Origin of the sequence: Mycobacterium haemophilum DSM 44634, from assembly GCF_000340435.2 — a bacterium.
In the GTDB taxonomy this organism is placed as follows: Bacteria; Actinomycetota; Actinomycetes; order Mycobacteriales; family Mycobacteriaceae; genus Mycobacterium; species Mycobacterium haemophilum.
The window spans coordinates 2,702,952-2,717,528 of record NZ_CP011883.2 but is presented as its reverse complement, the minus strand read 5'-3'; the positions used below and the strand labels follow the sequence as shown (position 1 = coordinate 2,717,528).

Sequence of the window (14,577 nt, the reverse complement as noted above, 5' to 3'; positions counted from 1 at the left end):
ATAGCCCGAGAAAGTGATGCGTTGTGACGACACCGATTGGCGAAATACCGCCGTCTTTTTCGGACAGATGTAAGCGGATCTTCCTCGGAAAGCCGCTAACCACCGATCAGTTGGACTCCGAGCGATTGTCGAACCCCGTTGCGCTCGGCGCGCTTTCGCCGGATGCGATCTCCTCGACCGCCTACGGCCCGGAACAGATCATGATCGAGTTGCTGCCGGCAGCTGGGATGGCGGCGTTCGCTTTGTTGCTTCCGATCACCGGAGTCGTCCTGCTGATTCTGGTGTTGGTGACCGCATCGTATCGACAGGTCGTCATGGTCTACGCCCGCTCTGGCGGCGCCTACATGGTCGCACGGGACAACTTTGGTCCTCGGACGTCGCAGATTGCCGCGGCGGCGCTGCTGATCGATTACGTGGTCACTGTCGCGGTGCAGCCGGCGGCGGGGACAGTGGCGGTGGTCTCGGCGATCCCTCCGCTGCGTCCGTATTACTTGGAAATCACGGTGGCCGTGGTAGTCCTGATGTGTCTGGCGAACCTGCGTGGGTTACGGCAGTCGGGCCGGGCGTTCGCAGTCATCACCTACGCATTCGTCATGATGATCACGCTGACGATCGTGGTCGGCCTTGTCCGTGAATTCGTTTGGGGTTTACCGAAATACGATCCGCAGCAGATTGTCGGTGCGGTGCCGGTTCATCAGGGTGGTGGCCTGGTGATGGGTGCGACGGTGCTGGTGGTGTTGCGAGCATTCGCCAACGGGGGAACTTCGCTGACCGGTGTTGAGGCTATTTCCAACGCGATTAATAGTTTTCGTCGGCCCGAAGGTGTTAACGCGCGTCGGGTGCTGACTGTGATGGCCTGCGTCCTCGGGTTGTTGCTGGCGGGTGTGGCTTGGCTGGCGCATGTCACCTACGCCACGCCCTATGTTGAGGGGTATCCGTCGATGCTGTCCGAGATTGCCCGGGCGGTCTTCGGGCACGGTGTGCTGGGCAACATTCTGTACTTTTTGGTGCAGGCGTCGACCGCGGCCATCCTGTTTACCGGTTGCAACACGAGTTTCAATGGTTTTCCGGCGTTAGCCAGTTTTGTTGCCGAGGACCGTTTTCTGCCGCGCCCGCTGATGAAGCGCGGTCATCGTCTGGTGTTTTCCAACGGCATCCTGACGCTCACCGTGCTGTCTGTGGCGCTGCTGGTCGTCACCGGCGGTTCGGTCAATGCGCTGGTGCCGTTCTTCGCGATCGGCGTGTTCACCGGGTTCGCGATGGCCGGCTATGGCATGGCCAAGCACCATTTGACCCGCCGCGGGCCGGGCTGGCGGTACAAGCTGGTGGTTAACTTGTCGGCGGGGGTGTTGTCGACGATCGTGGTGGGAATCTTCGCGGTGGCCAAGTTCACCGAGGGTGCGTGGCTCATCGTCGTGGTGTTTCCCGTGTTGGTGTTGGCTTTGGTGCGGCTCAACCGGCAATACCGCGCCGAGGCCTCCGTTCTGGAGATGTCCCACACCACACGTCCCGACCTGGCAAAGCATCCGCGTCTTCGGGTACTGGTCTTCGTGGATTCGGTTGATCTCGCCGAGATTGAGGCACTGCGCTACGCAAATGGTCTGCATGCCGACGACCTCACCGCGGTGCACTTCGTGATCGAAGCTGATCATGCCGCGCGGCTCAAGGAACGCTGGGAGTACTTTGACCACGACACGCCGCTGCGGGTGATCGACTGCCCGGATCGCCACCTGGTTCGGGCTGCGCATGAGTTGGTCGCGGAAGTGCTCAACGATCACCCAGACAGCAAAGTGACGGTGCTGCTGCCACGTCGAACGTATTCGCCGCTACTGGGCCGGCTGCTTCATGACCGCACCGCGGACAAGATGGCCCGCGCCGTCAGCCGTATTCGGGGTGCGACCGCGATCATCATGCCCTACGACATAGAGTCGCGGATATCACGGTTGGCGTCCGCAGGCGTAGTCGAGCAGCGAAGCGCGAACAATGTCGGCATGGCGCAGACACCGAGCTGTAGCTAGAGCGCCGGCTACATCAGCCCGATAAGCCCGCAGGCGGCTCGGGCGCGGTGAGCAGTGCCGATTGCATCGCTTGACCAAGTCCCTGCGTACTGCCATTGTGAGTACATGCCCATTATGAAAGATGACCGTCTGCAGCTGCGCGTCGATGCGGTGTCGAAGCGTCGGCTGGAGGAGGCTGCCAGCGAGGCGCACTTGAGTGTGTCGGCATTCGTATTGCAGGCCGCTAGCCGGGCTGCTGACGACCTGCTAGCCGAACGACAGACCGTCCATCTGTCGCCCGACGCGGCGGCTGCGTTCACGGAAGCGCTTAACCGTCCGGCGCGGGTGAACGAGCGGCTGGCGGCTGCGTTGCAGCGCGCACAGAAGTTCAGCTGGCTGGACTGAGTGGAGTTCTATCGGCCGACGCTGCTGGACCCGGAAAAGCATCAGCGCGAGGGGTTCGCCTCGGGCGAGCCGTCGCTAGACGAGTGGCTGCGCCGCTACGCGGGCCAGAACCGACGCGGCAACACCGCAGCAGTGTGGGGCATCGTCGATCGCGGGCACAGGGTTGTTTGCTACGCAACCTTGTCGATGACTTCGGTGGATCGAGCCGCTAGCCCCGCTCCTTTGGCGAAGGGCGCCCCGATGCAAGTTCCCGCGCTGCTTGTCGGTCGACTAGCCACCGACACGCACGTGACCGGACTTGGACTCGGCACGCAAATGGTGAAGCACATCCTGGCGACCGCGGCCGAACTGAACCTTAAGGCAGCATGCCGAGCCGTCGTCGTCACTGCACTCAACCCCGGTGCATTCAATTGGTGGCAGCGATTCGGCTTCGAACCGTTCGACTCCGAGGACTCGACAAACCTCGCCCTCTCCCTGCTGACCAAAGACATCACCGCGACCCTCACCCAACTCTGAGAAAGCCGGTCGATGCCAGGAGCATTCGACCTCTAGGGCTCATAACCCAGAGGTCGCAGATTCGAATCCTGCCAGGGGGCGCCGAACTTGCAATGCCGCTCGATGCTTCGACGGGACAATGAAATTGAACCTCGACTTGGCCAGGTGGTTTTGGCTGTGGACTGATCACAGCGCGGCACCGCGCTTTCGACGAGTCGCATCACACAGGTCCATCAGCTTGTCGGCGCAGTGCATGCGCAACGAACCGGGAAGGTCACTAGAAACGTGGCTGCAGAGATCAAGTGGACCGAAGATTTGCCCATTCCGGTTGAACGGGAGTGGCGACACTTGAACCACACCGAACTGCTCCAGCTTGCCAAGGCGACCGAGGGATTCGAGACACTGACCTTGATTCTCGGCGGTAGAGGCATCGTCGAATCGGCAACCAAGACATACCGGCCCCGCCACGTCCCGGGGCCGGTATGGAACCGACCTTTGGTGGTGTCACCAAAAATCCGCCCAGCCCCGGCGGTTGGGGTGGGATCAGCGTGGCAGGCTAGCGGTGATGCGGCGGCTGCTCGTCGCGGAGCCGACCCTCGTCCCACGCCGCGCGCACTTGCTCCTCGTCGCCGAACCTCTCCCAGTCGTCGGACGTGACGTGCACCCGCGGCGGTTTCGGCGCGGCCCGTGGTGGATGTGGGGGTTCGGTGGGCACGACGCGATTGTCTCAGTTGTTGGCGGAAAGTTCCGGCCCGCGCCGCCGTGCTGACACAGCAGCCGAGCCGCACGATGACAGGCAAGGCCTATGCGCAGAACACCATGGTCGAAGCCAGTGACCAGTCAATCTTGGCCTAGGTGGTCCAGGGCGATTACGTCCGGATGTACGTCGAGGGCAAAGGCGCCGAGACATCTAAGTCCACAATGAACGCTGACCTGACCGTGCCGAAGTTCGGGGTCAACATCATTAGTAAGGAAAATTCTCACACCATGGGAACGGCGGGGGATCTCGGAAAGGACTTCGTCACCTGATCTGCGACCGTGATGGCTCAACGCCGCTTCGCTTGCGCTCACCGGTGTGCGCGAGCTGCCGCGGTCATCTAGCGGGTGTGGCCGACGCCTTGAACACGATGACCGAGGCCCCTGCGGTATTCTGCAGCCAACGATGCAGCGGTAGCAGCTATATCCGCAGCCAGTCGAATCTAGGGGCGGTAGCTCAGTTGGTTAGAGCCGCGGACTCATAATCCGTTGGTCGCGGGTTCGAGCCCCGCCCGCCCCACGTCAGAGGGTGTATGACGTCGGTTGATGCTTGATGTTTTGGCTTCGGTTGATGGTTGACGTTGTTTCGGCTGATGCTTGACAGCTACTTCGGTTGATCCTTGACACTCCCTTAATGAGGGAGTTGAGCGTGGCTGAGCAGAGGTATCAGGCCGTGTTGGCGGTCATTAGTGATGCCCGCGCCCAGAGGTCGAATCGTGACCCGTGGCAGGCGTGGTTGGGGGGCATTCTGTGCGAACGGCCTTGATTCGGGCGCTCCGGCTGCGATGCCTGTTGGTGTCGGTGTAGTTTAGGGGTGTGTTCGAGGGTGCTTACCTGGTAACGTCGCGGGTGGACCAGTCGGAAGAGATGGAGGTGCGACGTGCCGGTCTTGACCGTCTCAGCGGCCCAGCGGCTCGATGATGAGGCAGCGACGCTTTCGATCCGGCAAATCGCGGCGTATCTGCAAGAGGCCGTTGGCCAGCGCGTTGCGGCGGCGATGGCGGGCTTGGCCGACGCGAAGCAAATCGGGCGCTACGCGCGGGAGGGAGGCCCGGAGCCGCATGGCGCGACGGAACGCCGGTTACGTGAGGGCTATAAGGTCGTCAGGATGCTCGTCGATGCCTACGACGGCAGGACGGCGCGGGCGTGGCTGTTTGGCACCAACACGCGCCTGGATGACCGCGCGCCGATCGAGGTGCTCGGTGCGGCGAACGACACCCCAGAGTTCGCCATGGTGGTACGGGCCGCACGGCAGGTCGCCAGTTTCCAGTCGTGATCGCGACGCCCGAAGAGGGGCGAATCCTGTGGCGCGTCGGCTATTACACCGACCCGCTGGGCTTCACCCCGATCGAGCTATACCAGTTCAGTCATCGTTTCGACGACTTCCACCGTCGCTTCCGCACGCTGTATTGCGCTGACTTGGCGGAAACGTATCTGCGCGAGGTGCTCGCTGACTTCCGGCCGAACCTCGACGCGATGCGCCGTCATGTCGAGCGCTACGGGCCCGCGGTCCTGCAGCTCGATGGTCCCTTGGTTGATCTGACCGACGTGCCCACCCGCCAACAGATCGAGCATCGCCACGTCGATTTTCTGCTTGAGCACGACCTGCAGCACCTCGATTTACATGAGATCACGGCGCCGGCGCCGTCCGCTTTCCCTCTCGCCTGGACGGCCACGCATGCGTCGCACTGTTCGAGGGGCGCGGCACCGCGAGCTTGGCGGGAGACCCGATCCCGCTCACCGACCCGCCGCCCGAACCGCTCACCAATGTCATCACGCCCTGGGGCCTGGTGCTTGAGCCAGCGCGGTGAGATTGCTCCAGATTGATGCGACACGAAGCACCCGGTGATAGACGTCAAACGAAACCGTTGGGCCCGCTCACTGTGAACGTCGCCTCCGTCGGGATCAATGAAGACGGCAAGATGAGTTACCGAATATTGCCGCTAGTGATCGGAATCGATGGAAATGATCAGGTTCCCATCGTTGCCGATTGGCGGCGAATACTGTTGTGGCACAGGAGCAGACGATAAACATCACGTTTGAACGCGAAGTTGCTGTTGGTAATCCGTTGGTCGCGGGTTCGAGCCCCGCCCGCACCCCTTAGAAATGCCTGACTTCGGCAGTCAAAGCGGCCATTTAACAACGGCGTGACTGCAACACGGCTCAACCGAGGGGCGAAGCGGCTGAGCTGGCAAATTTCCACAATTTCCGGTGTGGATAAACCGTCAGGTGTTTACGCTGCCTATGAGTCGTGCTGTGTCATCCAACAAGGAGGTTGGGCCACATGATTCTCCGAGCAACCCTCATCGCGACAACTATCTGGGGAAGTGTCACCAGTACGGCCCCCATGGCGGTTGCGGACCCGCCCGACACGAACTGCACGCCAGTCAGCAACAACAGTTGTGTGTATAAGAACTGCACCGACGCGAAGGCGCACAGCAGGTGCAACATTCCAGAGGGTGACCCGGCCTACTGTCCTAAGCAAGACCGCGATGGTGACGGCCTGGCCTGCGAGTGCTAGAGGACTGTCCGGATCGCCCGCACTCCGTTGGGCGTGTGCAACATCGTTGGGCTGCAAGGGCACATAAAGTGGTCTCAGGCCCTGCCATGGCAGGCCACGACGACGGAGCTGAGGGGGCTCAGTCAACGAAACCCACAGACTGACAAGGTCTCCAACGACTTCGCCGCTGCACACGGCATTATCACCCGACCGCAAGGAGGAATACCGTGCCCGACGCAGATTCCCTACAGGCCGACATCTCCGGCGTCGCCATCAATGGCGCCCCCGAACCGTGGCGCCAAGTGCTGGCACGCCACCCACGCAACATTGGCGATATCGTCAACGACCCAGCCCGCGGGCCATGGAACTCTACTCACAACGGGCAGCCATACCAAGGCACCTACGACGCCTTCGAACAACAGGTCACCGTTGCTGAACAGATCGCATGGGTGCATACGTTCAGCGACGGAATCACCCGCGACAGCGGCGACGTGCTCATCGAACTGATGGAGTTTGCTATTCAGTGGCGCAAAGCCAACGGGTTACCGACGACGGCAAAATGACTACTTTCAGCGATATCGCTGCCCACATCTCCGGCGTGAGGCTGGTGCGGCATGCGGTGCTCACCTTTGCCGGTACTTGGGCATCACCCGGCACCGGCTACCCGTCCGATGTGGTCAATGCCGCTAATCCCGACTTTGTCTTCGAGGTACCGGTGCAGGCGCCCTGGACGTTTGGGCCGATACCGCCCGGCGCGCCGTTGTCACCGAGCTACGCTCAGTCCGTCGAGATTGCCGTCACCAACGCCACGGCTTGGATCAACGCCCATCCCCAGCAGACGTTCGTGCTCGGTGGGTATAGCCAGGGTGCCGAAGCCGCGTCGCGCGTGTTGGCCGAGATTATGACCGGTTCGTTGCAGTGGGCGCGGCCGAACCTGATTGGTGGCTATACCTTCGGAAACCCATGGCGGCTTGCCGGGCACACGTTCCCGGGCGGCACCGACCCGGGTGGCCGTGGTATCGCCAGCATCAACCTCACCGCAGCGCAGATCCCCAAGGACGCGAATGGCGTTGACACGTGGTGGGATTTCGCGAATCCCGGTGACCTCTACACCACGACGCCGAACGACGTCGCCGGCGCCGACATCACCGCTGTCTATAAGGCGGCCATCCAAGTCGCCATTAGCATCAACGCCGCCGTGGCCCTGATCGCCGGGCTCACCGGGCAAGGAAGCCTCGCGCAGCAGGTCTTGGCTCTGGTCACGGATCCGATTGTGGGCGGTCCGGCGCTCATCGAGGCGATTGACCTCGCGATTGCCTTCTACGGCACCAATCCGCCTACTTTGCCGCACATTAGTTACCAGAGTTTTCCGGCGGTACCCGGACAGAGTTCGGTTGAGGTGGCCATCGGCCATCTGAACAACATCGCGGCGGGCACCCTGGCACGCACGGCGCTCTAGGGAAAGTTGACTTGGTGACGTGTACGGGTTCGGCTTCGACACGCTGGCGCTGCTAACTGCCGTGGGCCTGGCCGGTCCGCTGCTGGCGTCGCTGCCGCGCCTGCGGATTCCGGCGATCGTCGGTGAGCTGATCGCAGGGTTGGTGCTCGGCAAGACGGGTTTCGGCGTCGTCGATGACGCCAACCCAACTTTTCAGTTGTTCGCAAACATCGGCTTCGCACTGGTGATGTTCGTCGTGGGCACCCATGTCCCGGTCCGCGACCCCAAGGTACGTTCGGCAGTGCCCATGGCGTTGGCGCGCGCGGTTCTGGTCGGTGCCGTCGCGTCGGCGCTCGGTGTCGGGCTGGCGGCGGAGTTCGGCACCTGCCACGCGGCGCTATACGCGGTGCTCATCGCCTCGTCGTCGGCGGCGATGACATTGCCGATGATCGATGCGTTGCGGTTACATGGACCGCAAGTGCTCTCCGTGACGGCGCAAATCGCTATTGCGAACGCCGCGTGTATTGTGTTGCTGCCCTTGGCGATCGACTTCCGTCGGGCGCTAACCGCCGCGCTGGGTGGGTTGGTGATCACCGGCTGCGCGGTAGTGATCTTTGCGCTGCTGCGCGCGGGCGACCGCAGGGGCTGGCGTCAGCGCATGCACGATTATTCCGAGAAGCAGCGGTTTGCCCTGGAATTGCGGATCAACCTGCTTGTGCTGTTCGGGCTTTCGGCACTGGCCGTCAGCACCGACGTGTCAATCATGTTGGCGGGCTTCGTGCTGGGTTTGGTGATCGCGATGGTCGGCGAACCGCGGCGGTTGGCGCGTCAGTTGTTCGGCATCACCGAAGGGTTCTTCAGCCCGCTGTTCTTCGTCTGGCTCGGCGCCTCGCTGCAAGTGCGCGAGCTGGGTTCGCACCCGAAATTAATTCTGCTGGGCGTAGGCCTGGGGCTTGGTGGTGTACTAGCGCATTGCACGGCAAGGTTATTCGGCCAGCCGTTGACACTGGCGGTGATGTCCGCCACGCAGCTCGGCGTGGCGGTAGCGGCGGCCACCATCGGCACCGAAGAACACGTCTTGAGCCCGGGCGAGCCATCGGCGTTGATGTTCGGCGCTTTGCTGACGATCGCCGGCACATCGATCGCCGGCACGTTGGCGGCGCGCGGCCGGACTGCCGAAAATGCGGATACGCCCGTCAAGACCGGCAAGTCCACCCAAGCCGGGTGATTCATCTGGTGTTGGCATGCCGGGCGAGGAAGTCCAAAACAGCCTCGGCGAAAACGTCGTTGCGGTCGCCGGCAACCATGTGGCCTGCGCCGCCAACATCGACGAACTCGACCTGCGGAAAGCGCGAAAGGAATTGGTCAGCACGCTCCTGACTGACCAGGTCGCTCATCTGACCGCGCACCAAAAGCATGGGCACGTCGTTGCGCAGGATCGCGTCGACAGCCGTGTAGAGGCGATCGGCGTCGGTCACCTCAATTGGCGGAAGCGACGAGGTGTCGCTGATGAATTTCGGATCCCAGTGCCAGTACCAGCGATCACCACGGCGGCGCAGGTTCGTGCGCAGCCCATCAAGGTCGGTGGGACGGGGTCGTTGCGGGTTGTATTCGGCGATCATGTCCGCGACCTCATCAAGGGATTCGAACCCCGATGTCACCCGGTCAACCATGAATGCGTGCACCCGGCTCGCCCCTGATGGGTCCATGTTGGGCACGATGTCCACGAGGACGACCGCGCTGGCGATGCCGGGCGCGAGCTCACCCGCGAGAAGCATCGCGGTGAACCCGCCCAAGGAAGCACCGACCAGCACCGGTTGCGGCGGCAAAGTACGCAGCACCTCTTGGATGTCAGCGGCGAAGCTGACCACGCGGTAATCGCCTTCAGTCGACCAGTCCGATTCCCCGTGGCCGCGCAAGTCGACGGTGATCGCCTGCCAGCCACGCTCGGCGACGGCGGCGGCGGCCCGGCCCCACGAGTTGCGGGTCTGCCCGCCACCGTGCAGGAACACCACGGCAGGCGATTGTGGGTCGCCCAGGCGATCAGAAACAATGCGAACACCGCCCGGCCCGTAAGTCAGAAAAGGTTCAGGTGCCATCAGCGTCAGGGGTCATTCTGAACAGATTCAACGTGGATCTTGTTCGGAGGTCAACATCGCAATCATCTCCCGTGAGCCAGCCTGACGGATACGCCAGCCCAGCCGGGGACATAAGTGCTACATCTTTGTCGGTATCTAATCCGAAGCTAAATTCGTGGCGTGCTTTGGTGCATTGTCGTGTTGATCACGCCGACCCAGTTTGTCGCCGAGCAATTCCGGGTACCCGCTGGCGATGGGCCTTCTCGTCGAGATGCGGCCAAAAAAGTGGCACCGGGGTCGGCTTAACCGGGTGCTTCGCCTCGGCGGATACGTTGCTTTTGACCTCCCCCGGGCAGTTGCGGGACTGGGTGCAGCGCTGCTTGTGGGCATTGCCGCGACACATCTCTATATCTTGACCAACCAGCCGACGGTGACCTGGTACTTCATGGTCTACGCATATGTGATGATCGCCAGTTGCGTACTGGCTGGGGGAAGTATCGGCTTTGGCCGGAAACTACGTGTGGCACAGTCCGGTTGGTATTTCGGCAGTCTGATCTCGGTCGTTGTTCTCATCGTTGATACCGTCACTCGGGTCGTCAGTCTGCCCGGTCTCACGGCGATGACGGGGCGGTGGGACTTCGCGCCGGCCACAGTTGCGCTCGCCTTGGCCGGTGCCTTCGCCGCACTGCATGCGTCGGTGCTGCTGGGCATCAATGTCGCCTATCCGCAACGGCAACACTGGGAGGACTGAGCGGGGCGCCGCAGATGACCCAGACAGTGCTTGATTACCCGGTGTGGCTGCGGGTCGACCACTGGCTCAACGTTCTGTTTTTGACGTTGTTGCTGCGCAGCGGAATCGAGATCCTTTCCACCCATCCCAAGCTGTATTGGCACGACGACAGCAAGCCAGGCACCGAATGGGCGCGCTTCACCAACAAGAAAATGCCGACCGACAAGCTTTACGACACCCTCGATGAAGAGGAGGATTTCAGCTCACTGGTCGCCCTGCCCGGCCACAAGAAACTCGGTATGGGCCGTCACTGGCACTTCATCTCGGTGATCGGATGGATTTTGGTGGGGCTTTCCTACTACGTTTTGCTGTTCGCTACCGGCCAGTGGCAGCGGTACTGGCCCAATTCGTGGTCGATCTTTCCCGAGGCCTGGAACGACATCGTCACTTACATGACATTCAATCTGCCCCCGCTGGTGCCTAATGAACCGTTCGACGCCATCCAGAAGCTGACCTATGCGGGTGTTGTTTTCCTGCTCGCGCCATTGCAGATCCTCACCGGCGCGGCGCAGTCCCCGGCGATCGAGGCTCGGTTCCCGTGGTTCGTGCGGATGTGGGGTGGGCGCCAATGCGCGCGCAGTTTGCATTTCCTCGGGTTCGTGGTGTTCCTGGTCTTTATCGCGATCCACTTGTTGATGGTCTTCTGCTGGGGCTGGGGTCGGCTCAATGCTTCGATGATCTTCGGCTCCGTCCGCAATCTGACTTGGGCGACGTTGTGTACATTGCTGATCATCGGCGCGATTGTCGCCGTCCACATCGCGGCGACGGTGTGGAGTCTTCGCCGGCCGGTCCAGGTTCGTCGCATACTCTGCGCGGTGGTCAATCCCGTTCAGCGCATCCTGCTGCGGCCACTGGATTCGCGACAGAACTATCCGAAACGGATGCTGTCGTCCGACCACCGCGTCAACGGCAAACCGCCGTGTTCGATCGTCTACAAGGTGATGGCGGTACACAATTTCGTCGACTGGCGGCTGCGGGTCGGCGGCCTGGTAGAGCGGCCGCTGACGTTGGACCTCGCCGCACTGCGTGCGCTGGCCGAACCAGAGACACAACGGGTTCTGCACAACTGTGTCCAGGGCTGGTCGAGCATCGGCGAGTGGACGGGGCTCCCGATGGCTCAGCTCGCCGATCTAGTGCGGCCCTTGCCGCAGGCGCGCTTCGTGTGCTTCCTGACCATGCAGGACAGTGGCCGTGACGAACCCAGTGCGCAGGGAACCGGGCAGTTCTACGAGGTGCTGGATCTCGAGCTCGTCTACAAACCGCAAACCATCTTGGCGTATGAGATGAACGGAAAACCGTTGCCCATCAAGCACGGTGCGCCACTGCGCTTACGGGTGGAGACTCAAGTGGGCTTCAAGATGGCCAAATGGATCAACCAGATCGAGTTTATCGACGACTATCGCGGCATCGGCTATGGGTTGGGCGGTTGGCGAGAAGACAACATCCATTACGCAAAGGACGTGGAGATCTGAGATGGACGATGACACGATGGTGCGTCCCGAGCTGATCGTCTTAGATCCGGCTTCACGCCAACGAGTGCTCGAGCAGGTCGCGGCAACGCACGGTCAATGCGAGTGCTGCGGGGAAAACGACTTCGACGTCGGTCACGCCCTGTTCCTTGGATTCTTGTTTCTTGATGAGGACCACGATTCGTACCTGGTCGCGTTGACATGCCGCACCCCAGGGTGTGCAAAGCCGCGGACCGGAATCATTTTGCCCAAGAAGGATTTTCTTAGGGACGGCTGCGTTGGCCGCGACGGAAGTGCTTGGCGGTTGCAGGCGGGACGGCGGTGAAGATCGGGTGCGGCAGCTCGAATCGATCGATCAGATCCGATAGCGCGCGTAGCTCGTCGCACAGCGCATGGAATCTGCGTTCATCCGCGTCGCTAAGCAGGCCCAGCGAGCTGTAGTGCACTAGTCGCCGCAGCCGTCCGGCCAGTGCCGTGCCCCACCTGATGCTGAAGTCGTAACGTTGGCCTTCGCTAACCGGGTCTTGTTCGTCTTGCACGCCAAGCTCCTTGAGCGCCTTCGCCTGTTCGCTGAGCATTTCAACGTCATCAGCGATGTCGATCTCTGCGCGAGTGTCTTTTTGTACAGCGCTCATTGATCTCTCCTCTGGTGGATCGTGCGGCCCGGTACCGCCATACCCGAACGGCGCGCCGATTGCACCGCGATGGTCTGGTGTCGGGATCGGTTGCGGCGAGATCCCGGTGTCATCAGTGCCGGGCTCGCGGACCGGCGACGGCATACAGCGTGTTGCTCTCTCGTGACCGGCCACACCATCAGCTCGAGCGTGCTTTCCGGCGATGCTCCTAGGGCAGCACAGCTTGATACCATCGCAGCGCCGGCCATCCTCAGGCGCCGCAGCAGCGCCCCACGAGCCATCCCAAAGCAATACCCCACCTGAGGACGGCTACACCTGTCCGCACGACGTGGGCCAACGAGAGCCGCACTCAACGTTTGGCATGTGGATGGGGCGGGTAGCCAGCTTGGAGCGCGCCTCAGCCCGGCGCGCTGTTGTTACGACTATCTGGAATATCCGGGAGGACATCATGGCTCAGGCCGCTCTTAAGTCACACACCGACGTGGTTGACTTCCTTGTCAGCCAGCACGAACAGATCAAATCACTCTTCGCCGCGACCCTGTCGTCGTCCGGCAAAGACCGGGAAAAGGCCTTCGTCGAGCTTCGGCGATTGCTTGCCGTGCACGAAACTGCTGAGGAAGAAATCGTTCACCCGCGGGCCAAGCGCAAGATCCCCAACGGGGCGGCGCTAGTTGGTGCTCGGCTAGCGGAAGAAAACGAAGCGAAGAAGGTGCTGACCGAGTTGGAGAAGCTCGACGCCGACAGCGAAGCCTTCACCAGCCAACTCGCCGAACTCTACGACGCTGTCATCGATCACGCTGAACACGAGGAGACTGAAGAGTTTGCGAAGCTGGGAGAGGAATTGAGCGACGATGAGCTCGAGCGAATGGGCCGCGCCGCCGCGCTCGCCGAGGCGATCGCGCCGACCAGGCCGCATGCAGGTATCGAATCCCAGGTTGCTAACCTGCTCGCCGGCCCGTTCGCGGCAATGATGGATCGGGCTCGCGACGCCATCACAAGCAAGGGCTAGCCCGGCGTTTCGCGCGCCCAGACAGGGGTATGCCCAGGGCATGACGTCACTGGGTTACTTCCTGTCCTGCGAGGAATTCCCTCCAGATGAGTTGGTGCGCCAGGCGGTGCGCGCCGAGTCAGCCGGCTTCGAACGGCTGTGGATCTCAGACCATTTCCATCCGTGGAACGGCGAGCAAGGCCATAGTCCCTTTGTCTGGTCGGTCATCGGGGCGCTGTCCCAAGCGTGTTCGCTCCCCATCACCACCGCGGTCACCTGTCCGATCGTGCGGATGCACCCCGCCGTTGTCGCACAGGCAGCCGCGACCTGCGCGGTCCAACTCGACGGGCGATTCGTGCTGGGCCTGGGTACGGGGGAGGCGCTAAACGAGCACATCACCGGCGCGCATTGGCCGCCCTCGGCCACCAGGCGCGAGATGCTGAAAGAAGCGGTAGATGTGATCCGGAGCTTGTTCACCGGCAAGCAGATCAGCCATCGCGGCCCGTATTTCACGGTGGATAATGCCCGGATCTATACGTTGCCGGCGAGGTCTCCGCCCATCTACATTTCCGGGTTCGGCCCCCGTTCTGCTCGGCTGGCCGGTCGGATCGGCGACGGCTATCAAAGCACGATGCCGTCGCGCGAGCTGGTGTCCGAATTCCGTGACGCTGGCGGCGTGGGCAAACCCACCCAAGCCGGCTTTAAAGTGTGCTATGCCCCGACAGCCGGAGAAGCTATCAGCACCGCCCACCGCCTGTGGCCAAATGAACAGCTACCCGGCGAGCTTGCCCAGATCCTGCCAACTCCGGCGCATTTCGAGCAAGCATCTAGTCTTGTTCCCGCCTCCGCTGTGGAAGAAGCGGTGCCTTGCGGTCCGGACCTCAAACCGTACCTAGACCGGATCCGCGCATTTTCCGACGCTGGTTTCGACGAGGTATACATTCAGCAGATCGGGTCGGGACAGGGCCGCTTCTTCGACTTCTGGGAATCGGAGGTTGTGCCCGAGATCGCCGTTTGAGCCAGTTT

18 protein-coding genes and 1 tRNA gene are annotated in these 14,577 nt (G+C 62.0%); 14 read left to right on the top strand and 5 right to left on the bottom strand.

Annotation, left to right across the window (positions count from 1 at the left end; genetic code table 11):
* Nucleotides 1-23 precede the first annotated feature (23 nt).
* The 3 genes from B586_RS12765 (at nucleotide 24) to B586_RS12755 (ending at nucleotide 2,918) form a co-directional block, all read left to right on the top strand.
* On the top strand, nucleotides 24-2,018 hold the full coding sequence (locus B586_RS12765; protein WP_082607615.1) for an APC family permease: 1,995 nt from the start codon (nucleotides 24-26) through the stop codon (nucleotides 2,016-2,018).
* Nucleotides 2,019-2,123: 105 nt separating this feature from the next.
* Nucleotides 2,124-2,402 carry a type II toxin-antitoxin system TacA family antitoxin gene (locus B586_RS12760; protein WP_236971284.1) on the top strand — a complete coding sequence of 93 codons (279 nt, stop codon included), beginning with the start codon at nucleotides 2,124-2,126 and terminating at the stop codon, nucleotides 2,400-2,402.
* Nucleotides 2,403-2,918 (top strand): GNAT family N-acetyltransferase, encoded by a 516-nt coding sequence (locus tag B586_RS12755; RefSeq protein ID WP_054879749.1) that lies wholly within the window; start codon nucleotides 2,403-2,405, stop codon nucleotides 2,916-2,918. It begins immediately after the preceding gene.
* 535 nt (nucleotides 2,919-3,453) lie between these two features.
* On the opposite strand, the gene B586_RS21425 is transcribed toward B586_RS12755, so the two are convergent.
* Entirely contained in the window at nucleotides 3,454-3,612 is a 159-nt protein-coding gene (locus tag B586_RS21425) for a hypothetical protein (protein ID WP_168162536.1), read from the bottom strand.
* A 140-nt stretch (nucleotides 3,613-3,752) separates the two neighbouring features.
* Between B586_RS21425 and B586_RS20965 the strand changes: the two genes are divergently transcribed.
* The 3 genes from B586_RS20965 to B586_RS12740 all read left to right on the top strand — a co-directional run bounded on the left by B586_RS20965 (nucleotide 3,753) and on the right by B586_RS12740 (nucleotide 4,929).
* A complete protein-coding gene (locus B586_RS20965) occupies nucleotides 3,753-3,926 on the top strand; it encodes a hypothetical protein (RefSeq protein ID WP_156406771.1) in 174 nt (57 codons plus the stop codon).
* Nucleotides 3,927-4,099: 173 nt separating this feature from the next.
* Nucleotides 4,100-4,173: transfer RNA gene (locus tag B586_RS12745), tRNA-Ile, on the top strand.
* A 360-nt stretch (nucleotides 4,174-4,533) separates the two neighbouring features.
* Nucleotides 4,534-4,929, top strand: a complete 396-nt coding sequence (locus B586_RS12740) for a hypothetical protein (RefSeq protein ID WP_054879751.1) — start codon at nucleotides 4,534-4,536, stop codon at nucleotides 4,927-4,929.
* A 77-nt stretch (nucleotides 4,930-5,006) separates the two neighbouring features.
* Here B586_RS12740 and B586_RS21635 read toward each other — a convergent pair whose 3' ends face one another.
* Entirely contained in the window at nucleotides 5,007-5,267 is a 261-nt protein-coding gene (locus B586_RS21635) for a hypothetical protein (protein WP_054879752.1), read from the bottom strand.
* A gap of 670 nt (nucleotides 5,268-5,937) precedes the next feature.
* On the opposite strand from B586_RS21635, the gene B586_RS20220 reads away from it, so the two are divergent.
* From B586_RS20220 to B586_RS12715, 4 genes are all read left to right on the top strand, one after another.
* Complete coding sequence (locus B586_RS20220) at nucleotides 5,938-6,174, top strand: excalibur calcium-binding domain-containing protein (protein ID WP_082129510.1); 237 nt, start codon at nucleotides 5,938-5,940, stop codon at nucleotides 6,172-6,174.
* Nucleotides 6,175-6,380: 206 nt separating this feature from the next.
* Nucleotides 6,381-6,716, top strand: coding sequence for a hypothetical protein (locus B586_RS12725; RefSeq protein WP_047314608.1), 336 nt, complete (start codon nucleotides 6,381-6,383; stop codon nucleotides 6,714-6,716).
* Complete coding sequence (locus B586_RS12720) at nucleotides 6,713-7,612, top strand: hypothetical protein (RefSeq protein WP_054879753.1); 900 nt, start codon at nucleotides 6,713-6,715, stop codon at nucleotides 7,610-7,612. Before B586_RS12725 ends, B586_RS12720 begins: the two co-directional genes overlap by 4 nt.
* A gap of 19 nt (nucleotides 7,613-7,631) precedes the next feature.
* On the top strand, nucleotides 7,632-8,819 hold the full coding sequence (locus B586_RS12715) for a cation:proton antiporter (protein ID WP_054879754.1): 1,188 nt from the start codon (nucleotides 7,632-7,634) through the stop codon (nucleotides 8,817-8,819).
* Between the two features lies 1 nt (nucleotide 8,820).
* Here the strand turns inward: B586_RS12715 and B586_RS12710 are convergent, their stop codons facing one another.
* A complete protein-coding gene (locus B586_RS12710; RefSeq protein ID WP_082607614.1) occupies nucleotides 8,821-9,690 on the bottom strand; it encodes an alpha/beta fold hydrolase in 870 nt (289 codons plus the stop codon).
* Nucleotides 9,691-9,922: 232 nt separating this feature from the next.
* On the opposite strand from B586_RS12710, the gene B586_RS12705 reads away from it, so the two are divergent.
* Entirely contained in the window at nucleotides 9,923-10,420 is a 498-nt protein-coding gene (locus B586_RS12705) for a hypothetical protein (protein ID WP_054879756.1), read from the top strand.
* A 14-nt stretch (nucleotides 10,421-10,434) separates the two neighbouring features.
* Nucleotides 10,435-11,931, top strand: coding sequence for a molybdopterin-dependent oxidoreductase (locus tag B586_RS12700; protein WP_054879757.1), 1,497 nt, complete (start codon nucleotides 10,435-10,437; stop codon nucleotides 11,929-11,931).
* Nucleotides 11,932-11,983: 52 nt separating this feature from the next.
* Here B586_RS12700 and B586_RS22415 read toward each other — a convergent pair whose 3' ends face one another.
* A complete protein-coding gene (locus B586_RS22415) occupies nucleotides 11,984-12,106 on the bottom strand; it encodes a hypothetical protein (RefSeq protein WP_257720464.1) in 123 nt (40 codons plus the stop codon).
* Nucleotides 12,107-12,191: 85 nt separating this feature from the next.
* A complete protein-coding gene (locus B586_RS12695; RefSeq protein ID WP_054880923.1) occupies nucleotides 12,192-12,563 on the bottom strand; it encodes a hypothetical protein in 372 nt (123 codons plus the stop codon).
* A 448-nt stretch (nucleotides 12,564-13,011) separates the two neighbouring features.
* On the opposite strand from B586_RS12695, the gene B586_RS12690 reads away from it, so the two are divergent.
* Nucleotides 13,012-13,572 (top strand): hemerythrin domain-containing protein, encoded by a 561-nt coding sequence (locus B586_RS12690; RefSeq protein ID WP_054879758.1) that lies wholly within the window; start codon nucleotides 13,012-13,014, stop codon nucleotides 13,570-13,572.
* 40 nt (nucleotides 13,573-13,612) lie between these two features.
* Nucleotides 13,613-14,569 carry a TIGR03557 family F420-dependent LLM class oxidoreductase gene (locus tag B586_RS12685; RefSeq protein WP_054879759.1) on the top strand — a complete coding sequence of 319 codons (957 nt, stop codon included), beginning with the start codon at nucleotides 13,613-13,615 and terminating at the stop codon, nucleotides 14,567-14,569.
* The last annotated feature ends 8 nt before the right edge of the window (nucleotides 14,570-14,577 follow it).

Bases quoted from the DNA above. Each gene is read 5' to 3' on its own strand.
- B586_RS12695 (WP_054880923.1), bottom strand. From the start codon at position 12,563: ATGAGCGCTGTACAAAAAGACACTCGCGCAGAGATCGACATCGCTGAT.
- B586_RS12705 (WP_054879756.1), top strand. From the start codon at position 9,923: ATGGGCCTTCTCGTCGAGATGCGGCCAAAAAAGTGGCACCGGGGTCGG.
- B586_RS12700 (WP_054879757.1), top strand. From the start codon at position 10,435: ATGACCCAGACAGTGCTTGATTACCCGGTGTGGCTGCGGGTCGACCAC.
- B586_RS12685 (WP_054879759.1), top strand. From the start codon at position 13,613: ATGACGTCACTGGGTTACTTCCTGTCCTGCGAGGAATTCCCTCCAGAT.
- B586_RS12760 (WP_236971284.1), top strand. From the start codon at position 2,124: ATGCCCATTATGAAAGATGACCGTCTGCAGCTGCGCGTCGATGCGGTG.
- B586_RS12690 (WP_054879758.1), top strand. From the start codon at position 13,012: ATGGCTCAGGCCGCTCTTAAGTCACACACCGACGTGGTTGACTTCCTT.
- B586_RS12710 (WP_082607614.1), bottom strand. From the start codon at position 9,690: ATGGCACCTGAACCTTTTCTGACTTACGGGCCGGGCGGTGTTCGCATT.
- B586_RS12720 (WP_054879753.1), top strand. From the start codon at position 6,713: ATGACTACTTTCAGCGATATCGCTGCCCACATCTCCGGCGTGAGGCTG.
- B586_RS20220 (WP_082129510.1), top strand. From the start codon at position 5,938: ATGATTCTCCGAGCAACCCTCATCGCGACAACTATCTGGGGAAGTGTC.